Here is a 23,168-nt window from a genome sequence, read left to right on the forward strand (position 1 = left end):
GGGCGACACCTTCCGTTCGTATAAGTTACCCTTATTATACCATAGTAACGCGGTGCCGTGTTAAACTAATTACTTATAAAGATGGCTGTCGAGACTTTCTCGACAGCCTGAAAATCCCCGGCCATCATAAGATGACCGGGGATTTCCTTTAAAATATAGGAAAGAATATTCTAACACTATCCTATCTCTATATTTCTCGGAATGAAACGCGCCGCCAAAGGACGGCGCGTTTCAGTTTATTAACGGCTGTAGAACTCGACGATTTGTTTAACGTCGATTTCTTGCGTCAACTCAGCACGCTCTGGGAAACGAACGTACTTGCCTTCAAGCGCTTGGTCGTTAAACTCAAGGTAGTTAGGCAGGTGATGACGGCCTTCCATAGCTTCTTTGATCGTTTTCAGACCACGGCTGCGCTCGCGCAGGCCGATTACGTCGTTAAGCGATACAGTGTAAGAAGCGATGTCGACTTTTTTGCCGTTAACTGTTATATGACCGTGAGAAACCAATTGGCGCGCACCAGCACGCGAGTTGGACAGGCCAAGACGGTAAACGAGGTTATCCAGACGGCTTTCCAAAAGCACGAGGAAGTTGTCGCCGGAAATACCTTTCATTTTAGCTGCTTTGTCGAACAAGTTGCGGAATTGCTTCTCGTTCAAACCATACATATGGCGCAGCTTTTGTTTTTCTTGCAATTGAACGCCATAGCCGCTCAATTTCTTGCGTTGGTTCGGGCCGTGTTGGCCTGGTGGAAATGGACGTTTGAGATCTTTGCCAGTTCCGCTCAGGGAAATACCAAGGCGGCGGCTTAATTTAAATTTAGGTCCTGTATAACGTGACATGCGTCGTGTTAACTCCTTCAACAAATGGGATTTTTGAAGATGGGGTTGTGTTTCGCGGAACAAGCTCAAATGCTCAAGTCAAAACTTAGAGCCTAACAAGCACCTCAGCCGCAGGCCTGTAAGTGAACTTATTCTCGAGGGTGACACAAAACCGTACGCCCATGTATTCAACAATTAATATTATATGAAATTCAAGCAGAAAGTCAAGAAAAATAGCCTGTTATGCTAATCGGGAATGATATAGAGTCTTTAGGCCTATAAACCAACTGTTAATTAGTGCAATATTCTTAAAAATAAAGTATGATGATGGTATCTTCTTCATACATAGATGACTGCTCATCTCCTTGTTTAGACCGACAGAAGGGTTGGGTGTTGCAGATGAACAATCGAAACCGAGATGGGAATAATAACGATCACTTTGCTCAGGCTGCAGCTCCTGTAGAGCAATTGCATCCTGAAATATGGTTTATGCACGAAGATATTAACGATGCGGACAGGCCATATATGATGCCGCTGCTTCAGGACAGCTTCGAGCTATGGTTCAGGGAGGCAAGCGAAGAAGCGGAAGCGGTGCAGGGCGCCTCATTATTATTTGACTGGGAGCTGCGTTTAATTGATAGCGCGGGTGCTGTTAAAGGGCAGGCGGAGTTGTGGCGCGATGAGCTGCGAATGCTTGCTGCACAAGTAGCTGAGTCTGGCTGCGCAGCTTCAGTGACGTTTGGAGAGCCGCCTGCTCATGCTGCTGCTGTTCCTGTCCGCAAACGCTCGAGTGGCGAGCCATTCAGCATATTTATACATATTGCCCCAAGCAGTACCGCCGAAGCTGAGCAGCAGGCAAGGCTTAGTGCCCTTCATTTCCGCAGCTGCTTCTACCGCTCTTTCGAACATATATATGTCCGGGATTTGCTGCTCCAGCAAAAACGAACGGAGAAGGATGCCAATAGGCGCGATGCCCTGTTTCTGGCAGCTAAGCGATTGTATGATCAATTCGACGTTACAGCCGTACTGTCCGAAATGCTAAGCAGTTTAGGTCAGCTTTACCCGAGCTCCGAAGTCAATCTGTATTTGTCCCAAGACCATTTGAATGGCGACGCGCGCGTCAAGCCGCTTATTTTTAAAAATACAGCGCATGACATTGTTGCGAAAGCTTTCATGGAAGGCAAGCCGATGACGCAGAAGGAGCGGGATGGCACGATACGCCTAGCAGTTCCAATGAGCGGCAAGCAGGCGGCTTACGGCGTGCTCTGCATCTCGATTGACGCTGAGCGCTGGGATATTGCGAATATGCCGGCCTTCGTGCTGCTGGCGGATACAGCGGGATCTGCATTTGAGAATGCCAAGCTGTACGAGCAGTCCAATTTGCTCATTAACGAGCTTCGCGTCATTAATGAGCTGGCGAAACGGCTGAATCAATCGCTGAAGCTTAAGGATATATTCAAGTTTGCGACGAATGAGTTGCTTAATATTTTTGAAGCGGATTATTGCTCGATTCTCCAATTGGATAAAGACCGCAACCAATTTAATGTCATGTCCAGCAACATTCCTACGCTTGCACGCGAGCAATTCGTGCCGGATTACGGCTTTAGCGGCATTATTAATCGCACGAAAGAACCGCTTATTTTGTCAGATTATTGGCAAACCCGTGTCGTAACGTCTAAAATGATGGATTACACTGGCTCCCGCTCGCTGATCGCTGCCCCTATTATGGTTGAGGATGAAGTAGTGGGCGTGATCATGGTTACGCATAAAAACCCTCATTATTTCTCCTACGACAATTATAAGCTGCTCCAAATTATGTCCACACATATTGCCTTGGCGGTGACGAACGCTTCGCTGCATGCAGAGGTTCGCCGCATGGTTATTACAGACAATTTAACGGGGCTGCATGCCCGCCACTACTTGAACGAGCAAATCCAGAGCCGTCAGCGCAAAGATCCGTTAGGCTCACTCGTGCTCGTCGACGTCGACCATTTCAAACGCATTAATGACACATTCGGCCATCAGGTTGGGGATCGTATTTTAATCCAAGTGAGCGAAATTATACGGACTACGATTAGGCAGGGAGACATCGCTGCACGATGGGGCGGGGAGGAGTTGGCCGTATATTTGCCAGGCATTCGTTCTGAACAAGCTTTTCGAATTGCTGAACGTATTCGTCTGCTTGTGGAAGCGGAGACGGATCCTAAAGTGACGGTGTCATGCGGCGTGTCGGAATGGACGTTTGAAAATGATAAAATCAGCGTGGAATCGCTATTTTATCGTGCAGATATGGCCTTATATGATGCAAAAAATAATGGAAGAAACTGTATTCGTCTCGGCGTGGGGTAAAAGCAGGAATTAGACATAAGATTTTTGTTTGAAAAAAAATAGGAGAAGCGTCTGGGCATTTTGCTCAGGCGTTTTTTCTTTTTTTGCAGCCCTGCTTCATTAGATAATAGAAGCCCAGAAAGGAATAAGGAGCCTGCTGCTTCGGGGAAGCTAGAGAAAGCAAAAGCAACCTTATGGAGGGAAGAAAAAATGAAAACCATTAAGCTAGCTGTTCTATTAGCTTTATTCGCATGCACGGCATGGCTGAGCGGCTGCATGGATGTGGCAGACAAACGAACGCCGGAGCAATGGCTTTCTTTATCAGCAGCAGGACTTGCGGCAACGGATAAATACAGCTTCAGCGGCACTACTTCCATTATTGGAGCAGATGGCTGGAGCTATTCGCCGCTGCGCTTCTCGGGAGAGGTAGTGGACCATGAGCAGGTCAAATCGTATGCAGCAACAGCTGCGGACCAGAGCGAATACGCCGTGCCAGCTGAGCTGCTTAAGGAGATTCAGCAAGCGACAAATAAGGTAAGTATTCAAACGGCGGCAACCGCAGAAGGGCATCTCGTGCTTCATGCAGCCGTAGACAAGGGGGAAGCGAAGAAACGGTGGGAGAAGCGCTTGACGGCAGAAATGGCGGCGCTCGCGAGCCAGGCTCCCGCTAAGGAAGGAGCTCTCCGGCAGGAATGGCTGCGCACATATGAGAAGTCCAATCAGGAGCTGAAGCAAATGCTGTCCACCTTAGAGGTGGATGGGCAATACGAGCTGACGATCGACCGCAGCAAGCTGGTGCCGCTCCAGTTGCAGGAGCAAACAACATTTGCTTATCAAAAGCAGGGAAAGCGGATTACGGAGAAGCGGACGACGAACATCTCGCTCAGCGCTTTTGACGGCACCACTTCGCCATGAAGGATGCACGCACCTGTTAAACATGTTACGATGGAGTTGGTAGTATTTATCAACGATAGAGAAGCAATGATTTGGAGGAGAGTTTAACATGCGTGACCCAAGAATTCAGCAGCTAGCTGCCAATTTGGCAGGCTATTCCATCGGTGTTCAGCCAGGAGAAAATGTACTTATTGAAGTGATCGGCTCGGAGCGCGAGCTGACGAAAGCTTTAATTGAAGAGGTAGCGAAGCTTGGCGGCAGACCTTTTGTAGAAATTACAGACCCTGCGGTGACGCGCACGCTGCTGCGAAGCGGAAGCAAAGAGCAAATCGAAGAATGGACGAAATATGATTTGCAGCGCATGAAGCAAATGGATGCTTACATCGGCATTCGCGCAGGCGGCAATGTCAATGAAATGAGCGACGTTCCAGAAGATAAAATGCGGCTCTATGAGCAAATTTATCGCGATGCTGTACATATGGATCAGCGGGTAAAACGCACACGCTGGGTTGTGATGCGTTATCCGAACGAATCCATGGCGCAGCTGGCGAAGATGAGCACGGAATCGTTTGAAGATTTTTATTTTAATGTATGTAATTTGGATTATGCCAAAATGGACAAAGCGATGGACCCGCTTCAGGCTTTGATGAACAAAACCGATCGCGTCAGAATCGTATCGCCAGGCACAGATCTTACTTTTTCCATTAAAAATATCGGTTCCAAAAAATGCTCCGGCCACCGCAACATCCCGGATGGAGAAGTATTTTCGGCCCCTGTTCGCGACTCGGTACAAGGCATCATTTCCTACAATGCACCCAGCGTATATTCAGGCGTAACCTTCTCGGACATTTGCTTCACGTTTGAAAATGGCAAAATCGTCAAAGCGACCAGCAGCGATACGGCTCGCTTGAATGAGATTTTGGACATGGATGAGGGCGCTCGCTATATTGGCGAATTTGCAATTGGCTTTAATCCGCATATTTTGCACCCGATGAATGACACTTTATTTGATGAGAAAATTGCCGGAAGCCTGCACTTTACACCGGGCCGCGCTTATGATGAAACAGACAATGGAAATCGATCGTCCGTTCACTGGGACCTTGTGCTCATTCAGCGTCCAGAGTATGGCGGAGGGGAAATTTATTTCGATGATGTGCTAATCCGCAAGGATGGGCACTTCGTTATTCCGGAGCTAGAGGCATTAAATTCCGAAAATTTGAAATAAATGAAAAAGAAGCGTTTTACAATTTGCCTCTTGCCCGATCTTTAATTTCAGGTTATCATGATTTCGAAGGTAAGCTTTACTAATTTAATTGGAGGGGTTCCCCATGTCTAACAACGCAGCTATTGTAGAAATATCCCAAGCAGCAGGTCAATTCCGCTCATCAATCGTTCTGCAAGCAGATAACAAATATATTGATGTTAAAAGTATTTTGGGATTGTTTACTACGCTGGTAGGCGGTCACTCCTACGAGCTTCACGTCCACGGACCAGATGCTGAGGAAGCAAAAGCCGCAATGGCAGCTGTTTTCGCTAAGCATAACCTGAATATTGCGGTTGTTTCTGAATAAACAGGTTACACCAGTACATGCGCCTCTTCGCTAGCCGAAGGGGCGCTTTTCTGTTTTGTCCTTGTGTATTGGCTCTTTTTCGTCTAATATAAAGGGTATAGACGACGGCGGGTACACGCATTAGGGGGGAAAACGATGTCTTCACCGGAAGTCACGGTTCAATTGCATGAGAAAGCTCTTCGTCTCCTTATGGAGGATGCGGCTAAAATAGAGAAATTGATTGAGGTTCAGATGGAGAACTTGACGACCCGTCAATGTCCGCTGTACGAGGAAGTATTGGACACGCAGATGTATGGATTCTCGCGGGAAATTGATTTTGCAGTACGCGCAGGATTGATCGCTGAGCATAGCGGCAAGGAGCTGCTAAGTCGGTTGGAGCGCAATCTGGCTCAGCTTTACGAAGCGTTGAATAGAAAGGAGTAGGCGTACCATGCGGCCTGCTCCTTTTTTTTGTCTGTCTCTCTTTGTGTCTATGAACTCCAAGCCTTTTGCGCAGTCCAGATCCTGTTTCAGCATACTCCCGTCCTTTAGACCAAATAAAAAGCAATGCCCAAAATACAATAAACCATGAGCAGCAGCGCCCCTTCGTACCAATTGGTCTGTCCATCGCCCGATACCGATTTCGCGATAAAGACGGATACTGCGATAGCGGTCAGCTCAATCGGTGTAAAAATAATGTCCATCGTTTTGCCCATTAATGCGCTGGCAATAATGAGCACGGGAGCGACGAACAGGGCGATTTGCAGGCTGCTGCCGACCGCAATTTCCACAGCTGCCCCGATTTTGTTGCGCAGTGCCAGCAAAACCGCAGCGCTGTGCTCAGCGGCATTGCCGACAATGGCAATGATGAATGCCCCTACAAACAGCTCAGACAGCCCAAAACGCGTTGTAAACGTATCCAGCGTGTGCACAAGCCATTCGCTAATAAAAGCGACCATAATGGTAGCTACAACGAGCATAAGGACGGAGCGGCCCTTAGACCATGCAGGCGCCTCGCCGTGATCAGCGCTCATTTCGCTGTCTGCCAGCATTTGTTTATGTGTCACCATGGAAAACAGCAGCCACAGCACGTAAGCCAAAATCAAAATGACCGCAACGGCTAGGCTGAGAAAATGATCTTTCTCCATGGTGAAATGTTCGGCTCCAACGAAGATGGCCGGCACGAACAAGCCGATGACGGCAAGCAGCATGAGAGTCGAGTTATGCTGGGCCAGCTGCTGATTGAAATGCTGCTGCTTGAATTTAAGGCCGCCTGCCAGCAGGCTGAGCCCCAGCACGAGCAGCAAGTTGCCGATGATGGACCCGGTAATGCTCGCTTTGACCATATCGAACAAGCCTTCCTTGACGAGGAAAAACGCGATAATCAGCTCCGCGGCATTGCCGAAGGTCGCATTGAGGAAGCCGCCAAGCCGCTGTCCGGCATAATGGGCGACGCTCTCTGTTGCTTGCCCGAGAAAGCCTGCTGCGAAAACAATCGCTACAGCGGAAACAGCAAATTGCAGCGTCATGTCCAGATGGGCGAAATGTGCGATTGCACTAAAGACGAACATGACGATTAATCCGGTGAAAAACAGCTTCTGTCTCACATGGGCACCCCTTTGTTAAAGTCTGCAAACCTGTTATATAATATATCCAATTCTATTCGACAGATAACCGTTATTTTAATCGACAAAAGTTGCTTCCGGTTAATCCATCCAGTACAATATACATATATAGCAAATGGAGGAGTGAAGAAGATGACCGAGGACCTTAAAACAGGCATTATTCGTATTTCTGATGACGTAGTAGCAACAATCGCGGGACTCGCCGCACTTGAGACTCCAGGTATAGCAGCCATGTCTGGCGGGATTTCTGAAGGGCTTGCTAAACGCCTAAGCGGGAAAAACGTGCAGAAGGGTGTTTCCGTGGAAGTCGGACAGCTCGAAGCCGCAATTGATTTGCGTATTATCGTTCATTATGGCATTCCTATTCAGGAAGTATGCCGCCAACTGCAGCTCAATGTAAGGGAGTCGGTATCGAATATGACCGGTCTTCAAGTCGTTGAAGTCAATGTGAAAGTAGAAGGCGTTGTATTTAAGGAAGAAGAAGTGTTTGAGGAAACAGCTACCCCGCGTATTAAATAATCGGTGATGGCATGTTCCGCTCCGGCGGATAAAGCTGTTCATTCTGATATAACGACACAACAATAAACAAGCTTCCGCGCCTCATAGCAGGTGGGAAGCTTGTTTTAGTTTTGACGTTTGTTTTTTGGCTTTGCATTGCGATTCGCTTCTCGGGAAATGCTGAGCAATACGCCAATGCACATGAGGCAGGCCATAAGCGATGAACCGCCGTAGCTGATGAAAGGGAGCGTTACCCCAGTCAGCGGTATAGCGCCTGTTACTCCGCCAATGTTAATGAATCCCTGAATGCTGAACAGTCCAACAATGCCGACGCCAATAATGGTGCCGTATTGATCCGAGCAGCGCAAAGCGACGATCAAGCAGCGCCATAAAAAAGCCAGAAAAAATAAAATAAAAACCGAGGCGCCAATAAAGCCAAATTCCTCCGCGATAATGGCAAAAATAAAATCATTATACGCATAGGTCAAATAATGCAGCTTTTGTACACTTTCACCGAAGCCTGCTCCGGTCAAGCCGCCATGCCCTAAAGCCTGTAAAGAGGAAACGAGCTGAAGCCCCGTATCCTGCTTGTCTGCCACAGGATCCAAAAAGGCAGTAAAGCGGGCAATACGATAAGACCACTTTGTCGGGCTGATCGCCATAGATATGCTAACGCCAACGGTAAGCACGAGTCCCATTAGTCCGCCCGTTACGAATACCTGCTTCAGGTTTGCCCCGCCAGCCATAATCATAACGGTAGCGCATCCTGCCAGCACCATGCAAGAGCCCAAATCCGGCTGCAGCATAATGAGAAAGCAGATAAAACCTGTAACAAGAATGACGGGAATGAGACCTTTTTTGAAGTCGCGGAATTTTTCGCCTTTTTTGGAGATAAGTGCTCCCAAGTACAAAATAAGCGCGAGCTTTGCGGGCTCCGTCGGTTGTATAGTTAGGGGCCCTATTTCCAGCCAACTGTGCGCGCCGTTAATGTTATCACTAGCAAAGGGAACGATAGCAAGTAAAATGACGACAGGAAAAAAGAAAAGCAGAAAAGATTTTTTGTAAAACTCATAACGAATATTCATCAGTAAAAACATGAAAAATATGCCTGCTGCTGCAAAAACCGCCTGTTTCTTAACAAAATAAAGCGGATCATTCAAATATTTTGGTGAATATAAAGCAATGCTTGAGCTCGCGCTGAATACCATCACGAGCCCAAAACCGACGAGCAGAAGCGTGAAAATTAAAAGCAGAAAATCTGGCCTGCCACGGCTGCCGTTTTGCGTTTTGCTCATACTAGTCAAGCAATTGCTTGAGTTGCTGCAATCGCTGCGTAGCTGTGTTCAAAATAGGCTGTGGCACTGGGGATTCATACTCCATGCCATGCGGGAACGTTGCTCTGCCAATGTATACGGCTTCAATTGCAAGTACAGCATGCGGAGATTCAAGCTTTCCTTCAACAGCACGCGTGTTGATGCGCAAAAAGTATTCAGAGTTCGTAGCCTTATCTTCCAGCTTCAAATCATATGTAGCACGGTAGTATTCCCACTGCCAGCGAACGAAGCCGAGCTTTTCTGCCGATTCATCCAGATGGAACAGCTCGCTCTGAACACCGTTCAAACCGGTATTCTCAATAATCATGATGTTTCCTCCTCATTATTCAAAAACCAATTGTTGAACATTCATTTCTCATGATAGTATGTTTCCCCAGCCAGTGCAAGCCTTACCCACGGCGACAAAGCAATCCGAATAAACATTCCTGCAATTAAGCTTCCTTATGTGAGCTTCGTTCTGTTAAAATAGAGTAAGTTAATACGATTAAGACGATAGGTCTGTCAAATGTGTAAAAGGTGAAGGAGGTTTGCTGTTATGTTGACCAGTGTCTATGCGTTAGAAAAGCTGCAACATCTTTATCCAGAGATGGTGCAGTGGCGGAGATACCTCCATCAGCATCCTGAACTATCCTTCCAAGAGGAGAAAACCTCAAGATGGATCGCAGGGAAGCTGGTGGAATTCGGCTGCGAGTTTGAGGAAGGTGTAGGCGGATATGGAATCGTTGTGACGATAAAAGGCGAACAGCCTGGGCCAGTCGTGGCTCTGCGCGCCGATATCGATGCGTTGCCGATTCAAGATGAGAAGCAGTGTGATTATGCGTCGACAGTACCCGGAATTATGCATGCCTGCGGGCACGATGGTCATACGTCGTCGATGCTGGCCATAGCAAAGTTCTATCAGGAGCATCGCAGTGACATTAAAGGCGAGCGGAGACTGCTGTTCCAGCCTGCTGAGGAAGTGACGCCGGGCGGTGCCATTCATATGATTAAGGACGGAGCGCTTGCAGGCGTAGATGTTATCTATGGCATTCATCTGTGGGCACCGCTCCCATTTGGGCAAGTATCGACAAGAGCAGGCGCATTCATGGCCGCAGCCGATGAATTCACAATTGAAATTATCGGGCTGGGCGGACATGGCGGCATGCCGCATAAAGGAATTGATACGATTGTGGTTGGGGCGTCGCTCGTGCAGTCGATTCAATCGATTGTTAGCCGGAGCATCAATCCGCTGCATCCGTCGGTTATTTCTATAGGTTCTTTTCAAGCGGGAACGACGAATAACGTCATTGCCGAGCGGTGTTTGATGAAAGGCACGGTTCGTTCCTTCGATGAGGAAAGCCGTTATTTTATTCATGAGCGTTTGAAGCAGGTTATTGAGCATACGTGCCAAATGTATGGCGCCAAATACGATTTTCAGCTTCGCGTCGGCTATCCTGCCGTCATTAATAATGAGCATGAAGCGGAGCGTTTTTTCCGCGTAGCGGAGCCGATGCTCGGAGAAGGCAATGCGGTGCGGGGCGATGAAATGATGGTAGCAGAAGATTTTTCCTACTATTTGGACGAGGTTCCCGGCTGCTTTATGATGGTAGGCGCGGGCAATGGTGAAACGTCCACCAGCTATTCCCATCATCATCCTAAGTTCGATTTCGAAGAAGGCGCCATGCTTAAATCCGCAGAGCTGCTCATACGGCTGGCTGAGGATTATGTGTCAGAACATTAGATGGTTAGAGCATTAAACGGCGTGCTGGACGAGCATGGCAGCAGCAGTACGATAAATGGAGAGTATGTCACAGAATACGGTGGCATGCTCTCTTTTTTTATGACCAGCTAAAGATAACAACGACTTTTATGCTTGCATAAAATAGGGCCTATTTCCGCATACTGCTCCTATAGGAGGCCATTATGGCCGATGGTCTGGCTTCGCCGTTTGGCTAATGGCTGGCTGCACACTGACACATCAAGGAGGGGATAACATGCTAGAACCAAGCAGCAAGCCGCTCATTGTTCAAAGCGATATGACGCTGCTGCTCAATATGAAGCAGGCAGGGGCAGAGGAAGCCGCTGGCAGGCTGCTTGCTTTCGCAGAGCTCGTCAAGCGCCCAGGCGGTTGGCATACGTACCGGATGACTGCCATGACGCTATGGCAAGCCTGCGCGTCGGGAATGGCAGCGGAGGACGTCATAGCGCTGCTGATGAAGTATGCTTCATCGAGCATCCCGGGCTATACGGAAATGAGCATACGCAAATGGATGGGCCGCTATGGCAAGCTGCACCTTGAGCAGGCAGAAGACAAGCTCATGCTCAGTGGCAGCGCGGAGCTGCTGGCGGAGCTTGCTCTCCATCCGGAAATCGGGCCGAAATTAGCTAGCCCGGATTTGGCAGCATGCCTCAGCGGGCTAGGTGTAGAAGTTCGCGGGGAGGAGCGGGGGCTGCTCAAGCAGGAGCTGGCCCGGCTCGGTTATCCCGTCATCGATCAGGCGGGCTATCACGCCGGCGAGGCGCTGAAGGTGCAGCTGCGTGAGGTAACGCGCCAAGGCAAGCCGTTTGAGCTGCGAGCCTATCAGCAGCAGGCGGTAGATGTTTTCTGCGCTGAAGGCTCCGTTTACGGCGGCAGCGGGGTCGTCGTGCTGCCATGCGGCGCAGGCAAGACGGTTGTGGGACTGGCTGCTCTTGCTAAGCTAAGCAGCGCGACCCTGATTTTGACCTCCAGCACCACCTCGGTCCAGCAGTGGAAGCGCGAGCTCCTGGACAAAACAACACTGCTGGAAGAGCACATCGGAGAATATGCCGGCGGGCTCAAGCAGGTACGCCCGGTAACCATTGCCACCTATCAAATATTGACGAGCCGCAAGGCGAAGTCGGCAGCTTACCAGCATATGAATTTATTTTCAGAGCGCGACTGGGGGCTCATTATTTATGATGAGGTGCATTTGCTGCCTGCACCTGTATTTCGAATGACGGCAGATATTCAAGCGACGAGGCGGCTTGGGCTAACGGCAACGCTCGTCCGCGAGGATGGCTGCGCGGAGGACGTCTTTTCGCTCATTGGTCCGAAGCAGTATGAATGGCTGTGGAAGGCGGTTGAAGCAGAGGGGCATATTGCGGCTGTTCATTGCACCGAAATTCGCATACCGCTTGGTGAGGATGTCCGCACGCGTTATGCGGCTGCCGCTCCCCGTTCCCAATTGCGGCTTGCGGCAGAAAATCCATCAAAGGCATCTGTAATTAGGGAACTGCTGAAGCGTCATGAAGGCGTGCCTACGCTCATTATCGGGCAATATTTAGATCAGCTGCATGCGGTTGCCGAAGCGCTTGCGATTCCTGTTATAACCGGAGAGCTGGAGCAGGATAAACGCCAGCTGCTGTATGACCGTTTCCGCTCGGGCGAGGTTCCGGTGCTGGCGGTTTCAAGGGTTGCCAATTTCGCTGTTGATTTGCCGGATGCGGCAGTAGCTATTCAAATATCGGGCAGCTATGGCTCAAGGCAAGAGGAGGCTCAGCGCATTGGGCGCATTCTCAGGCCAAAGCAAGGAAGAAACGAAGCGTGGTTTTATACCGTTGTCAGCGACGGCACCAAGGAGCTGGATTTTGCCTTGCGGCGCCAGCTGTTCATGGTGGAGCAGGGGTATCGCTATGCGCTGGAATCGCGGGAAGCAGCTCTGCTTGAATAAAGGCAGCAAGCCGAGGCAAACGATGTAGGGGGAGAAAAAAATGTACGTCCACGAGCTCGCCGACAAGCTGACGGATTATCGGCAGCAAACATTTATGGAAGCGCCGATGTGGTGGTATGCAGCTAAAGAAAATAAGCAGTGGAGCGATGCGGTTAAAGATCGCCGCTCCATGCTTGAGGCGATACAATCGCTCTCTTCTACGACGCTTGCGGCGCTGAAAGCGGTCATAAAGCTTGCTGGCGCTGATCCAGCTCCTGAGGAGAGGCTTTTTCGCCTCGGCCCGAAGCAGGCGTGCATGTCAGGCGCGGAGTTTCGCTGGGCTTTGGCAGAGCTGCAGCGCGGCGGACTCGTATTTTCGGTAAGCCGCAATTGGGGCGAGCGCATTTATTTTGTGCCTCGCGACAGCTTTGCGCTATGGCGGCAGCTGGTGTTTCCCTGCCATTTGGAGGCGAAGGCGATGGATGCTTTGGCGGAAGGCGAGGTGCAGTTTCGGGCCTCTGGTAGACTGCTGGGACTTCAATTGCTTGATGCGTGGACGGAGCTCGCGCGAAGCGGGCTTACGCTGACGAATAAAGGAATTTTGCCTAAAAAAATAATTGCCCGCCTGGGGATCTCCGTTACGCTTACGGAGGAAAATATCGCTTGCTTGAATGTATCGGACGATCGGGTACGCCAATACGGACGCATACCTGCCTTTATTTTGGAAACGGCTATAAGATTAGGCGTGCTGGAGGAGGAAGAGGGGCGGCTCATATGGGTAAAGGATAAGCTGGAGCAGTGGCTGATTTTAAACAGCTTTGCCCGAGAGGCTTGTCTGCACAGCCTGATTGTGGAGCATTATTTATATAGAAAGCCGCTTTTGGCGCATGGCGCATCGGCATTGTCTGCGCTAACCATGGGGCCTTGGTATGAGGCTGAAGCGTGGCTGTATCAGGTGCAGGGCGAGGCTGTTGCAGTTGCGGCTGCGGCTGCGGCTGGACAATTGCCTTTGAGCGATAAGCAGCAGCTGCTGGGGTGGTTGGACACGCTGCATGCTTTCGGCTGGCTTGAGCGGATCGAAGGGCCCGGGGAGCGCAGCTGGTTTCGCTGGATGATAGATCCCCAGCCCGGAACAGATCGTTCATCAGCACCGCTTTCAAGTGAAAGCGAAGCTGTCATCGTGCAGCCAAATGGGGAAATTATCGTCCTAACGGAATGCGACGGGCGTATTCGCTGGGAGCTGGAGCTTATGGCCGAGCGTGTGAACGAGGAGCAGCAAGGGCTGTACCGGCTTAGCCGCAAGTCGATCGAACGGGCAATGGCTTTTGGCCGAACGGAAGCAGCGATGCTCGCATTTCTCGAATGGGCTTCCGGGAGCAAGGACGCAGCAGCAGAAGCAGCTCCGCTGCTGCGAGACTGGGGAAGCAAGTTGGGCCAGCTGGACAAGCCAGTGGCGGGTGCAGGGAGCTTCGGAGACGGCAGAGAATATCCTTCCTTTCAGGATAGCTCCCAGCAGCAGCTTGTCGCTGGTTTCCGGCTGTATCCCGACTATGGAATGGCTACACCCAGAGCAGAGCATGAGGACTGGCTGGGCCATTATGAGCTTATTCAGCATGATGAAGAGGACAAGCAAGGAAGCTATGCGGGGCTAAAGCAAATTCCCGCAAGCTGGCTGAACCAGCGCCGCGCCTACCATCATTCCACAAGCCGGGAGATGATGGAGCGTGCGCTGCAGTGGCAAACACCTGTCGAGCTGCATTTGGAGGATGGAATGGCTGCTTTTGTACCTTGGGAGCTGCATGCCGAATCCAATAGTTGGTCTGTTACGGGCAGCTTCTCAGGCGCGCAATATGGTGCCAGCGTGAGGTTGTCGCCTGAAAGCTGGCAGGCTATGCGGCTGCTTGTTCCAGGAATTAATTTTTATACATAAAATGGTATGTACTATTTAAGCTAGTATGCTATGATAGATAAGGAAGTAAGCGAATGAGATGAGGTGGAAAAATGCCTGCTACTAAGGAGCTCTCGGCTGTTCTACCCATACACCCTGAAGGTGCAAGCGGTGTTTCTTCGCTCGATATGGCGTCGCTGCTGCTTTGTGCTTACGAGCTGGGTGATTGGATTAATCAGTCGGCTGAAGTTGCCGAATATTTATATTGGAAAGACGCAGTCAGCGAGGATGCTGATGTTAAGGCGCTGACCAGGAAGTTTGAAAAGGCGAAAGAGCTGTTTGAGGAATGCCAGCGTTTTGGGCGTTTTCATCCGGATTTTCATGCAGCCAAAGATAAAATTAAGCTGGTTGAAGCTGAGCTCGCCCAAATCGAGGCGGTCGTTCGATTCAAATCAGCGGAGCAGGCTGTTGATACGATGCTGTTTGAGGTATCACGGACCATTGCTGAATCAGTATCGGACACGATTAAAGTGCCGAGCAATGAAGCAAGCGGCGGCGGTTGCGGAAGCGGCGGATCATGTGGCTGTGGAAGCGGCGGTTGCGGCTAGGCAGCTCTGCTCGGTGTGAATTTTACACAGGTGGAGGGAATCGTATTGTTACCGGAACGGACGGGTTATATTATATGGGTCAGTGACCTAAAGGCGGCCAGATCGCTAGAAAAACACGGCACCGTTCATTACATGTCGCGCAAAATGCACTATGTCGTCATCTACGTAAATGCCGAACGTGCCGAAGAAGTGCTGCGCAATATTGGACGTTTGCCATTCGTTCGCAGAATTGAACGTTCCTTCCGGAATGAGCTGCGAACGGAATATACGAAAGACAGTGAAGACAAAACAAGATTTTACAGCATGTAGCTGCTGGCAGCGAACAGGCTGTGCGCAATAGCCCGGGTGGGGTACAACCACCCGGGCTATTTTTTTATGCCTAGCAATATAATGAAAGTAGCCTCCGTAAGAGAGAAGCTAAAATCGATTTCGGAAAAGGAAGCGAAACGCTGAGTTAGCAAGCCTGTGGCGGGATCATAATCAGAACCGCGGTCGCGGCGGCGTCACGTCAACTGTTATTTTTGAGATTCAGCATTTTTTCTGTTGTAAAATCGGTCAATCATGGTAAAATACTTGATATATTAGTCATAAAGGCCTGGTTCTTTAGGAGGAGGGTTCGTGATGAAGGACAAGTTGACGAAACGATGGAGCACCTATGAAACGTTCTATGTCGATCTGGGCGATATGAAAGTTTCTGATATTGTCATTACGAATCATGCCCTTAGCCGCTGGATTGATCGAGTTGAACATGAGAAAACTGGCTATGAGGACATCGCAGAATTTTTGTGGGAATGCTTGAAGCAGGGCAGAATCGAGTCGTATTACCGCAATGAGCAGGATGTCTATTTAATTGACAATGATTTGGTTTTCGTAGCTGAATTTTCGCCTTCCCTGACAGATACGGACATCTTGGGGAACCCGCTGCACAAAATGATTATCGTGACCTTTCTCGGCCGCATGTCGGAGACGATGGAGCTTAGAGATTTGAAATCCTATTATTCCTGGCTGCGCCATTCCCGGCGAATGACGCTCGTTAAAAATAGCCGCAAGAAGAAATAAACCGGCCCTTATATGGAATTAAAAATGAAAGCGCATCTTCGATTCGCAAGCATGGTGAAGCAGCAGCTAGCCGTGCGATGAACGAGAGTTGCGCTTTTTCGTGCGTTTTGGCCTAGCCATATAGTATAATATAGGGCAAAGGAAAGGGTGGTCGGCCAGATGGCGCTTAATTTTCATCAACTGCATATTTTTTATACCGTCGCGGAACGGGGCAGCTTTTCGGCTGCGGCGCAAGCGCTCCATATGACCCAGCCGGCCGTGACCATGCAGGTTCAGTCGCTGGAGGATTATTTTGGCACGAAGCTGCTGCTGCGTTCGACAAAGCGAATCGAGCTGACGGAAGCCGGGCAGGAGCTGATGCCGTACGCGAGACGCAGTATTGAGCTAATTAGAGATACAGATCAAGCGATGAGCTTGTTTACAAAGCAATTAAAGGGACGGCTGCTGCTAGGAGGCAGTCTGACGATAGGAGAATACATACTTCCACGGCTGCTCGGCCCTTTCGGTCAAGCTTATCCGGACATTGCCATCAGCATGAAGGTGATGAACACGGCGCAAATTATGGAGGATATCATTAATCATCAGCTGAATTTTGGGCTTATTGAAGCGCCTGTCAATCATCCGGATATGCAGATGGAGGCCGTCATGAGCGATGAGCTGCATCTCGTAGTGCCACAGGGCCACCCGCTAGCGGGGCGGACGGATGTGACGCTGACAGAGGCGGCAAGCTATCCCTTTGTACTGCGTGAGCAAGGCTCTGGAACGAGGCTTGTGATGGAAGAGCAGCTGAAGCGCAAAAATATTGATCCTTCCGATCTTAAGGTCGTCATGGATCTTGGAAGCACCGGCGCGGTAAAATGTGCGGTAGAAGCGGGCTTAGGCATTTCTTTTCTGTCCTCCTCATCGACCAAGCATGAAATTGCGCTAGGCTTGTTGCATAGCGTGCCGATTGTAGATACGAAATTTAAACGGCAGTTTTATTCGATTTATTTGAAATCCGCGCTGCTGCCGATTTCTGCGGTCACTTTTTTAACGTTTCTTAGAGAAAATGATTTGAGAAAATGGCTATGAGGAGCAGTGAGATGAGACAAGCTGATTTGCATACACATACGACGGCTTCCGACGGTACAGGCTCCCCAAGCTACAATGTGCAGCTAGCAAAGGCAGCAGGGCTGGCAGCGATTGCGATAACCGACCATGATACGATGGCTGGGGTGGAAGAGGCGCTGGCGGAAGGCGAGCGATTAGGCATCACGGTGGTGCCAGGAGTAGAGCTAAGCACGGTGGCAGATGGTCAGGACATTCATGTGCTCGGCTATTATGCGAATTGGCGGGATCAATTATGGCAGCAGCGCCTTACGGGGCTGCGTTCAGTTCGTGACAAACGCAATGAGCTAATCGTTGCCAAGCTCGTAGAGCTGGGCATCGACATAACGCTGGAGGAGGTTACAGCGGTCGCGCTGGAGCACTCTGGCGATGCGGCGGGCGGGAAGACGGTAGGCCGTCCGCATATAGCGGAGCTGCTCATTCGTAAAGGGGCAGTCGCCACCATGCGGGAGGCGTTCGACCGTTATCTGGCTTCGGGAAGCGCAGCCTATGTCAATCCGCCTCGCGTGAATCCTTATGAAGCGATTAGCTGGATCAAGGAAGCGGGTGGCGTGAGCGTGCTGGCTCATCCTGGCTTATACAGCAACGACGAGCTGGTGGAGGAATTAATTCGCAGTGGCGGCGTTCAAGGCATTGAGGTTTATCATTCCGATCATGGCCCCCAGGAGGAAGCGAGATATTTGCAGCTTGCGGAGCAATACGGCTTGATTGTAACCGGTGGCTCTGATTATCACGGTGAACGGGAAGGCAAAGTATTTCACGGCGCAATTGGCAGCCGGACAGTGGATGCGGGCGTCTTGGAGCTATTGAAATCTGGATTGAACTTGAACGATGTGAGTTTGTAAAGATAGGTCTTTTTAAATGAAAAGGACGTGACCAGCTGTGCTTAGCAGCGGGTTAACGTCCTTTTTTATGGTGTGCAGGCAATTTAGGCCATGTAGGCAAGGCCAAGTTGTACAGATGAGGCTGGCCTTTTGAAGCCTACTGCTTTAATTAGGTGATTTTTGAAGGCAGTGCTTTAATGCGCTGTTCGTCTGGCGTAATGAAAAGCGTCTTCTGATGATCATAGATGACGAAGCCTGGCTTGGCGCCGCTTGGCTTATGCACATGGCGAATCATCGTGTAGTCCACCGGAATCATGCTTGATGATCTTGCTTGACTGTAATGCGCCGCCAGCATAGCTGCCTCTTCAAGTGTAGCATCGCCAAAGCTGCCCCCGCGGATGACGACATGCGAGCCCGGGATGTCCTTCGTATGCAGCCAAGTGTCGGAGGAAGAGGCGAGACGGTTCGTCAAATATTCGTTTTGCGTATTGTTTTTGCCTACGTAAATCGCAATATTTTCCGAAGAGGTGTAACAGAGCAGAGAAGGCTGGGCCGCCTTTTTGCGTTTAGGTCCGCGCTTGCTGCTGCGATCCCGCAGATAGCCCTGCGCAACGAGCTCCTCGCGAATTTCTTCCGTGTCGGCAAGCGACGCATTGTCCAGCTGCTGAAGCAGGGAGGACAAATAATCAATTTCTGCCTTCGCCAGCTCCATCTGCTCGCCAACGACAGCGATGCTGTTCTTATGCTTCGTATAGCGGCGGAAATAGCGCTGCGCATTGTCAGACGGTGTGAGCTGCGGATCCAGCTCTATCGTGACCGTCGCTTGATTTTCATCATAAAAGTTAACCAATGTTGCTACTTTATCCCCGCGCTGGATTTGATGCATGTAGGCGGTAAGCAGTTCGCCAAGGACGCGGTATTTATCGGCATCATGCGCGTCAACCAACGTTTCCTCCAGCTTGTCGATTTTTTTAATGTTTTTGGCTTTTTCGTTTTGCACAAAACGGATTAAATCGGAGGCGCGCTGCTTCACCGTATCCCGCTCGGCTTTATCGCCATAGAACGCTTCGAGCATTTCGCTGACGTTAGGGAAGCTTGCGGTTTCCCCTTCCAAATGAGTGAGCGCCGTGATGGAAAAATAAGCTTTGCCTTTCGCGTTCGTTACGATGGCAGGCTCAAATTCTCCCCGCTTTGCTTTGTCGATTAAATCTGAAAAGCTTTGCCATAAGGCAGCTTCGGAATCATTAGCGCGGTACGCAATCTCCTTGGCAAGCAGCGGACTCAAACCGCTGAAAGCTTCTACAAGCTGCTGAAAAACGGGAGCATCTGCACTAGCTTGCTTCTCTACTGCTGGCGTGCTGTCCGCATCATCGCCAGCTGCCTCCGTAAGATCCGGCTCCGGCTTGCGAAGCGCTTCGCGGAACTGGTCCTCTCGGGCAATAGCAAATGGATCAAGCTTTCCTTGGTCAGGGGGAGAGACGTAGCTGCTGCCCGGCATGACGATGCGGAAGCTGCTGATGGAAGGCGTGACATGATGGATGCCGTCATGGATGATGCCCGTAGCCGGATCCAGCAAAATAATGTTGCTGTGCCGCCCCATAATTTCAATAACAATGCGTTTCAACGATAAGTCGCCGAGCTCGTCGCGGTGCCGGATATCGATATGTATAATTCGTTCCCGTCCGATTTGGCTGATTGCTTCAATGACGCCGCCCTCACAGTATTTGCGCAGCAGCATGCAGAACATCGGGGCTTCCATTGGATTGACGTATGTGCCCGTCGTCCAATGAAGCCGCGGATAGGTGGGATTGGCGGACAGCAGCAGCTTGCCGCTCATTCCGGCTCCACGAATGCTGAAGATGAGGTCGTTTGCTGTCGGCTGATGGATTTTATGAATGCGGGCGCCAATGCAGCGCTGCAAATCATCGGTAATTGCATGTATGACGATGCCGTCTAAGGCCATAATTCGCTAGCTCCTTTATGTTTCAGGTCACTGAAGGGCTCCTGAAATCGGTACGTATCTTTCTATCATGCCATAGTTGAGGCAAAAACTTAACCCCTTGTTGGGATATTTTGCGGGTTGTCCGAATACATTTAGGCTTGAGAGGCTGTCCGAGGGGCGCTGAGGCATATACGGGAGGGAAAAGAAGCGATGGAACAATTGAAATGGCATCAATTGGGTAAAGGGGAGCTGACGCAAGCGCTGAACAGCATCCCGGAGCAGGGGCTGGCTGCCGCTGAAGCGGCGGAAAGGTTGCAGCGGGATGGGCACAATGAGCTGACCGAGGGCAAGCGGGTATCGCCGATCATGCTGTTTCTCAATCAGTTCAAGGATTTTATGGTATTGGTGCTCATGGGCGCTACTCTTATATCAGGGCTTTTGGGCGAATATTTGGATGCGGTAACGATTATCGCCATTATCGTCATTAATTCTGTGCTCGGCTTCGTACAGGAGTTTCGGGCGGAAAAGTCGCTGCATGCGCTAAAAGAAATGTCGGCCCCGTCGGCCAAGGTGCTGCGCGGCGGGCAAATGATGGACATTCCAGCCAAGGACCTGGTCGTTGGTGATGTCATTGTGCTGGAGAGCGGGGACCGGATTCCTGCCGATGTGCGGCTGCTTGAGGCGAACAGCTGCTATACGGAGGAGTCTGCCTTAACGGGAGAGTCCGTGCCAGTGGGCAAGCATGCGATGGCAATTTCCGAAGCGGATTTGCCGCTCGGTGATCAGCGCAATATTGGGTTTATGGGCACGATGGTCACACGGGGCACTGCGAAGGGCATGGTCATTCGTACCGGAATGAAGACGGAGATGGGCACGATTGCCGAGCTTATCCAGCAGACGGAGTCGATGGAAACGCCGCTGCAGCACAGGCTGGAGCAGCTGGGCAAAATATTGATCGCCGTCGCCATTGGCCTGACGATTATCGTTGTTGTAGCAGGAATTTTGCATGGACAGCCTGCTTATGGCATGTTTCTGGCTGGCGTCAGCCTTGCTGTAGCCGCTATTCCCGAAGGGCTGCCCGCTATTGTGACGATAGCGCTCGCGCTTGGCGTGCAGCGGATGATCAAGCGCAAGGCTATCGTCCGTAAGCTGCCGTCGGTAGAGACGCTCGGCTGTGCCTCGGTTATTTGCTCAGACAAAACAGGCACGCTGACGCAAAATAAAATGACCGTCACGACCATTTGGATGGGCGGTCGCCGCCTGGATGTGACCGGGCAGGGCTATGAGCCTGTCGGAGCGATTTTGGAGGGCGGGGAGCCCGTCGATATGAAGCATGACGCCTCGCTTAAACGGCTGCTGCAAATTGCCGCGCTGTGCAATAATGCTTCGATTTATCAGGTGGAGCCAGAGGATGGCCGCAAGCGCAGCAGCAAAAATGCAGGGGAAGCCAAGCAGGAGTGGGTGCTCAATGGCGATCCGACCGAAGGAGCGCTCGTCGTGCTGGCAGCGAAGCTCGGCTTGACGGCCAAATCGCTGGAAGGGCTGTACAAGCGGGAGCGGGAGTTCCCGTTCGATTCGGAGCGCAAGCTGATGTCGGTATTGGCAGCCCATCAAGGAGGTCGCGTCATTTATGCGAAGGGCGCGCCAGATGTGCTCATGCACCAGTGCAGCTATGTGCTGTGGGATGGCAAGGTTGTGCCGTTTACAGGGACGCTTAAGCAAAAATATGCCGAGGCGAGCGAAGAGATGGCCCAATCAGCGCTGCGCGTGCTCGGTCTCGCCTATCGCGACCTGCGGGCGACGGATAAATGCAATAGCGAAGCGGAGGCGGAAAGCCAGCTCGTATTCGTTGGGCTTACGGGCATGATTGACCCGCCGCGCCGCGAAGCGAGGGAAGCGATCGCCGTATGCCGCCGCGCTGGCATCAAGACGGTGATGATTACAGGCGATCACCAGTTGACTGCGGAAGCCATCGCTGGGCAGCTGGGCATTATGCCCCGCGGAGGCATTGCGATGAGCGGCAAGCAGCTGGAAAGCATGAGCGATGAGCAGCTCGATCGACTCGTTGACAATGTATACGTTTATGCCCGCGTATCTCCGGAGCATAAGCTGCGCATCGTCAAATCGCTCCAGCGCCAAGGGCATGTCGTTGCAATGACGGGCGACGGGGTAAATGATGCGCCAGCGATCAAAGCGGCTGATATCGGCATATCTATGGGCATTACCGGAACGGATGTCTCCAAGGAAGCGTCTGCCCTTATTTTGAGCGATGACAATTTCGCTTCCATTGTTTCAGCCATTGAAGAGGGTCGGAATATTTATGAAAATATCCGCAAATTCATCCGCTACTTGCTGGCATCGAATGTCGGCGAAATTATGACGATGCTGCTTGCTATGATGGTTGGCTTGCCGCTGCCGCTCGTGCCAATCCAAATTTTATGGGTCAATTTGGTGACCGACGGGCTGCCGGCGATGGCGCTTGGCGTCGATCAGGCGGAGAAGGATTTAATGAGCCAGAAGCCGCGCTCGGCGAAGGAAAATATTTTTGCCCGCCGACTTGGTTGGAAAATCATTAGCCGCGGCTTGCTCATCGGCTTATGTACGCTTGGGGCATTCTGGATTACGCTGATTGAGGCGCCGGGAAGCACGGAGCATTTGGTTAAAGCGCAAACCGTCGCGTTTGCAACACTCGTAATGGCGCAGCTCATTCATGTGTTTGACTGCCGCAGCTCGCGCTCGATTTTTCACCGCAATCCGCTGCAAAACCGTTATTTGGTGCTCGCTGTGCTATCGTCGCTCATTATGATGCTTGGCGTGCTTTACATTGAGCCGCTGCAGCCTATTTTCAAAACGGTGCCGCTTGGCCTGCGCGAATGGTGTCTCGTCTTTGTTGCAGCGGGAATTCCGACGTTCCTTATGGGAATTGGCAGCGTGCTGGGCACATCCAAGCCTAAAAACAAATCGGGCAAGCTGACATTTGGCTCCAAAATGTCGACCAGATAACATAAAAGTACAAATGTTGATGTATTTAGTGAATAGTGTT

Annotated in this window: 20 protein-coding genes; 15 read left to right on the forward strand and 5 right to left on the reverse strand. The window is 50.8% G+C overall.

Features of this window, described 5'->3' with window-relative positions; translation table 11 throughout:
- Positions 1-239 precede the first annotated feature (239 nt).
- Positions 240-839: a 30S ribosomal protein S4 gene (gene rpsD, locus AC50X8_RS19865; RefSeq protein WP_494865091.1), complete on the reverse strand. Its 600-nt coding sequence runs from the start codon at positions 837-839 to the stop codon at positions 240-242.
- A gap of 378 nt (positions 840-1,217) precedes the next feature.
- Here rpsD and AC50X8_RS19870 point away from each other — a divergent pair, with 378 nt between their 5' ends.
- From AC50X8_RS19870 to AC50X8_RS19890, 5 genes are all read left to right on the forward strand, one after another.
- Positions 1,218-3,167: a diguanylate cyclase gene (locus AC50X8_RS19870; RefSeq protein WP_494881112.1), complete on the forward strand. Its 1,950-nt coding sequence runs from the start codon at positions 1,218-1,220 to the stop codon at positions 3,165-3,167.
- Positions 3,168-3,356: 189 nt separating this feature from the next.
- On the forward strand, positions 3,357-4,061 hold the full coding sequence (locus AC50X8_RS19875) for a hypothetical protein (RefSeq protein ID WP_494881114.1): 705 nt from the start codon (positions 3,357-3,359) through the stop codon (positions 4,059-4,061).
- An 88-nt stretch (positions 4,062-4,149) separates the two neighbouring features.
- Positions 4,150-5,265, forward strand: coding sequence for an aminopeptidase (locus AC50X8_RS19880; RefSeq protein WP_056038639.1), 1,116 nt, complete (start codon positions 4,150-4,152; stop codon positions 5,263-5,265).
- 103 nt (positions 5,266-5,368) lie between these two features.
- Entirely contained in the window at positions 5,369-5,611 is a 243-nt protein-coding gene (locus AC50X8_RS19885; protein ID WP_046230579.1) for an HPr family phosphocarrier protein, read from the forward strand.
- Positions 5,612-5,746: 135 nt separating this feature from the next.
- Positions 5,747-6,034 carry an Fpa/YlaN family protein gene (locus tag AC50X8_RS19890; protein ID WP_056038636.1) on the forward strand — a complete coding sequence of 96 codons (288 nt, stop codon included), beginning with the start codon at positions 5,747-5,749 and terminating at the stop codon, positions 6,032-6,034.
- Between the two features lie 104 nt (positions 6,035-6,138).
- Here the strand turns inward: AC50X8_RS19890 and cax are convergent, their stop codons facing one another.
- The gene (gene cax / locus AC50X8_RS19895; RefSeq protein ID WP_494865087.1) at positions 6,139-7,197 is read right to left on the reverse strand and encodes a calcium/proton exchanger; all 1,059 of its coding nucleotides are present in this window, start codon (positions 7,195-7,197) and stop codon (positions 6,139-6,141) included.
- A gap of 150 nt (positions 7,198-7,347) precedes the next feature.
- Between cax and AC50X8_RS19900 the strand changes: the two genes are divergently transcribed.
- Entirely contained in the window at positions 7,348-7,734 is a 387-nt protein-coding gene (locus AC50X8_RS19900) for an Asp23/Gls24 family envelope stress response protein (RefSeq protein ID WP_056038629.1), read from the forward strand.
- Between the two features lie 104 nt (positions 7,735-7,838).
- Here AC50X8_RS19900 and ftsW read toward each other — a convergent pair whose 3' ends face one another.
- Both ftsW and AC50X8_RS19910 read right to left on the reverse strand, forming a co-directional pair.
- Complete coding sequence (gene ftsW, locus AC50X8_RS19905; protein WP_494881116.1) at positions 7,839-9,008, reverse strand: putative lipid II flippase FtsW; 1,170 nt, start codon at positions 9,006-9,008, stop codon at positions 7,839-7,841.
- Between the two features lies 1 nt (position 9,009).
- Entirely contained in the window at positions 9,010-9,354 is a 345-nt protein-coding gene (locus AC50X8_RS19910; RefSeq protein WP_046230584.1) for a YugN family protein, read from the reverse strand.
- A gap of 228 nt (positions 9,355-9,582) precedes the next feature.
- Between AC50X8_RS19910 and AC50X8_RS19915 the strand changes: the two genes are divergently transcribed.
- From AC50X8_RS19915 to AC50X8_RS19950, 8 genes are all read left to right on the forward strand, one after another.
- Positions 9,583-10,767 carry a M20 metallopeptidase family protein gene (locus AC50X8_RS19915; RefSeq protein WP_494881118.1) on the forward strand — a complete coding sequence of 395 codons (1,185 nt, stop codon included), beginning with the start codon at positions 9,583-9,585 and terminating at the stop codon, positions 10,765-10,767.
- A 253-nt stretch (positions 10,768-11,020) separates the two neighbouring features.
- Complete coding sequence (locus AC50X8_RS19920; RefSeq protein WP_494881120.1) at positions 11,021-12,718, forward strand: DNA repair helicase XPB; 1,698 nt, start codon at positions 11,021-11,023, stop codon at positions 12,716-12,718.
- Between the two features lie 40 nt (positions 12,719-12,758).
- Positions 12,759-14,627, forward strand: coding sequence for a helicase-associated domain-containing protein (locus tag AC50X8_RS19925; protein WP_494881122.1), 1,869 nt, complete (start codon positions 12,759-12,761; stop codon positions 14,625-14,627).
- A 71-nt stretch (positions 14,628-14,698) separates the two neighbouring features.
- Positions 14,699-15,193, forward strand: a complete 495-nt coding sequence (locus AC50X8_RS19930) for a YlbF/YmcA family competence regulator (protein ID WP_081418931.1) — start codon at positions 14,699-14,701, stop codon at positions 15,191-15,193.
- A gap of 45 nt (positions 15,194-15,238) precedes the next feature.
- Positions 15,239-15,502 carry a YlbG family protein gene (locus tag AC50X8_RS19935; protein WP_046230587.1) on the forward strand — a complete coding sequence of 88 codons (264 nt, stop codon included), beginning with the start codon at positions 15,239-15,241 and terminating at the stop codon, positions 15,500-15,502.
- Between the two features lie 312 nt (positions 15,503-15,814).
- The gene (locus tag AC50X8_RS19940) at positions 15,815-16,252 is read left to right on the forward strand and encodes a hypothetical protein (protein WP_494881124.1); all 438 of its coding nucleotides are present in this window, start codon (positions 15,815-15,817) and stop codon (positions 16,250-16,252) included.
- A gap of 159 nt (positions 16,253-16,411) precedes the next feature.
- Complete coding sequence (locus AC50X8_RS19945; RefSeq protein ID WP_046230589.1) at positions 16,412-17,323, forward strand: selenium metabolism-associated LysR family transcriptional regulator; 912 nt, start codon at positions 16,412-16,414, stop codon at positions 17,321-17,323.
- An 11-nt stretch (positions 17,324-17,334) separates the two neighbouring features.
- Positions 17,335-18,204, forward strand: coding sequence for a PHP domain-containing protein (locus AC50X8_RS19950; RefSeq protein ID WP_494881126.1), 870 nt, complete (start codon positions 17,335-17,337; stop codon positions 18,202-18,204).
- 148 nt (positions 18,205-18,352) lie between these two features.
- On the opposite strand, the gene AC50X8_RS19955 is transcribed toward AC50X8_RS19950, so the two are convergent.
- Positions 18,353-20,146, reverse strand: coding sequence for an Rqc2 family fibronectin-binding protein (locus tag AC50X8_RS19955; RefSeq protein ID WP_494881128.1), 1,794 nt, complete (start codon positions 20,144-20,146; stop codon positions 18,353-18,355).
- 189 nt (positions 20,147-20,335) lie between these two features.
- Between AC50X8_RS19955 and AC50X8_RS19960 the strand changes: the two genes are divergently transcribed.
- Complete coding sequence (locus tag AC50X8_RS19960; RefSeq protein WP_056038610.1) at positions 20,336-23,128, forward strand: calcium-translocating P-type ATPase, SERCA-type; 2,793 nt, start codon at positions 20,336-20,338, stop codon at positions 23,126-23,128.
- Positions 23,129-23,168 lie beyond the last annotated feature (40 nt).

This window comes from Paenibacillus sp. JT22N15, from assembly GCF_059383755.1.

Coding starts and splice junctions, on each gene's coding strand:
- rpsD (WP_494865091.1), bottom strand. CDS start 839: ATGTCACGTTATACAGGACCTAAATTTAAATTAAGCCGCCGCCTTGGT.
- AC50X8_RS19870 (WP_494881112.1), top strand. CDS start 1,218: ATGAACAATCGAAACCGAGATGGGAATAATAACGATCACTTTGCTCAG.
- AC50X8_RS19875 (WP_494881114.1), top strand. CDS start 3,357: ATGAAAACCATTAAGCTAGCTGTTCTATTAGCTTTATTCGCATGCACG.
- AC50X8_RS19880 (WP_056038639.1), top strand. CDS start 4,150: ATGCGTGACCCAAGAATTCAGCAGCTAGCTGCCAATTTGGCAGGCTAT.
- AC50X8_RS19885 (WP_046230579.1), top strand. CDS start 5,369: ATGTCTAACAACGCAGCTATTGTAGAAATATCCCAAGCAGCAGGTCAA.
- AC50X8_RS19890 (WP_056038636.1), top strand. CDS start 5,747: ATGTCTTCACCGGAAGTCACGGTTCAATTGCATGAGAAAGCTCTTCGT.
- AC50X8_RS19900 (WP_056038629.1), top strand. CDS start 7,348: ATGACCGAGGACCTTAAAACAGGCATTATTCGTATTTCTGATGACGTA.
- ftsW (WP_494881116.1), bottom strand. CDS start 9,008: ATGAGCAAAACGCAAAACGGCAGCCGTGGCAGGCCAGATTTTCTGCTT.
- AC50X8_RS19910 (WP_046230584.1), bottom strand. CDS start 9,354: ATGATTATTGAGAATACCGGTTTGAACGGTGTTCAGAGCGAGCTGTTC.
- AC50X8_RS19915 (WP_494881118.1), top strand. CDS start 9,583: ATGTTGACCAGTGTCTATGCGTTAGAAAAGCTGCAACATCTTTATCCA.
- AC50X8_RS19920 (WP_494881120.1), top strand. CDS start 11,021: ATGCTAGAACCAAGCAGCAAGCCGCTCATTGTTCAAAGCGATATGACG.
- AC50X8_RS19925 (WP_494881122.1), top strand. CDS start 12,759: ATGTACGTCCACGAGCTCGCCGACAAGCTGACGGATTATCGGCAGCAA.
- AC50X8_RS19930 (WP_081418931.1), top strand. CDS start 14,699: ATGCCTGCTACTAAGGAGCTCTCGGCTGTTCTACCCATACACCCTGAA.
- AC50X8_RS19940 (WP_494881124.1), top strand. CDS start 15,815: ATGAAGGACAAGTTGACGAAACGATGGAGCACCTATGAAACGTTCTAT.
- AC50X8_RS19945 (WP_046230589.1), top strand. CDS start 16,412: ATGGCGCTTAATTTTCATCAACTGCATATTTTTTATACCGTCGCGGAA.
- AC50X8_RS19950 (WP_494881126.1), top strand. CDS start 17,335: ATGAGACAAGCTGATTTGCATACACATACGACGGCTTCCGACGGTACA.
- AC50X8_RS19955 (WP_494881128.1), bottom strand. CDS start 20,146: ATGGCCTTAGACGGCATCGTCATACATGCAATTACCGATGATTTGCAG.
- AC50X8_RS19960 (WP_056038610.1), top strand. CDS start 20,336: ATGGAACAATTGAAATGGCATCAATTGGGTAAAGGGGAGCTGACGCAA.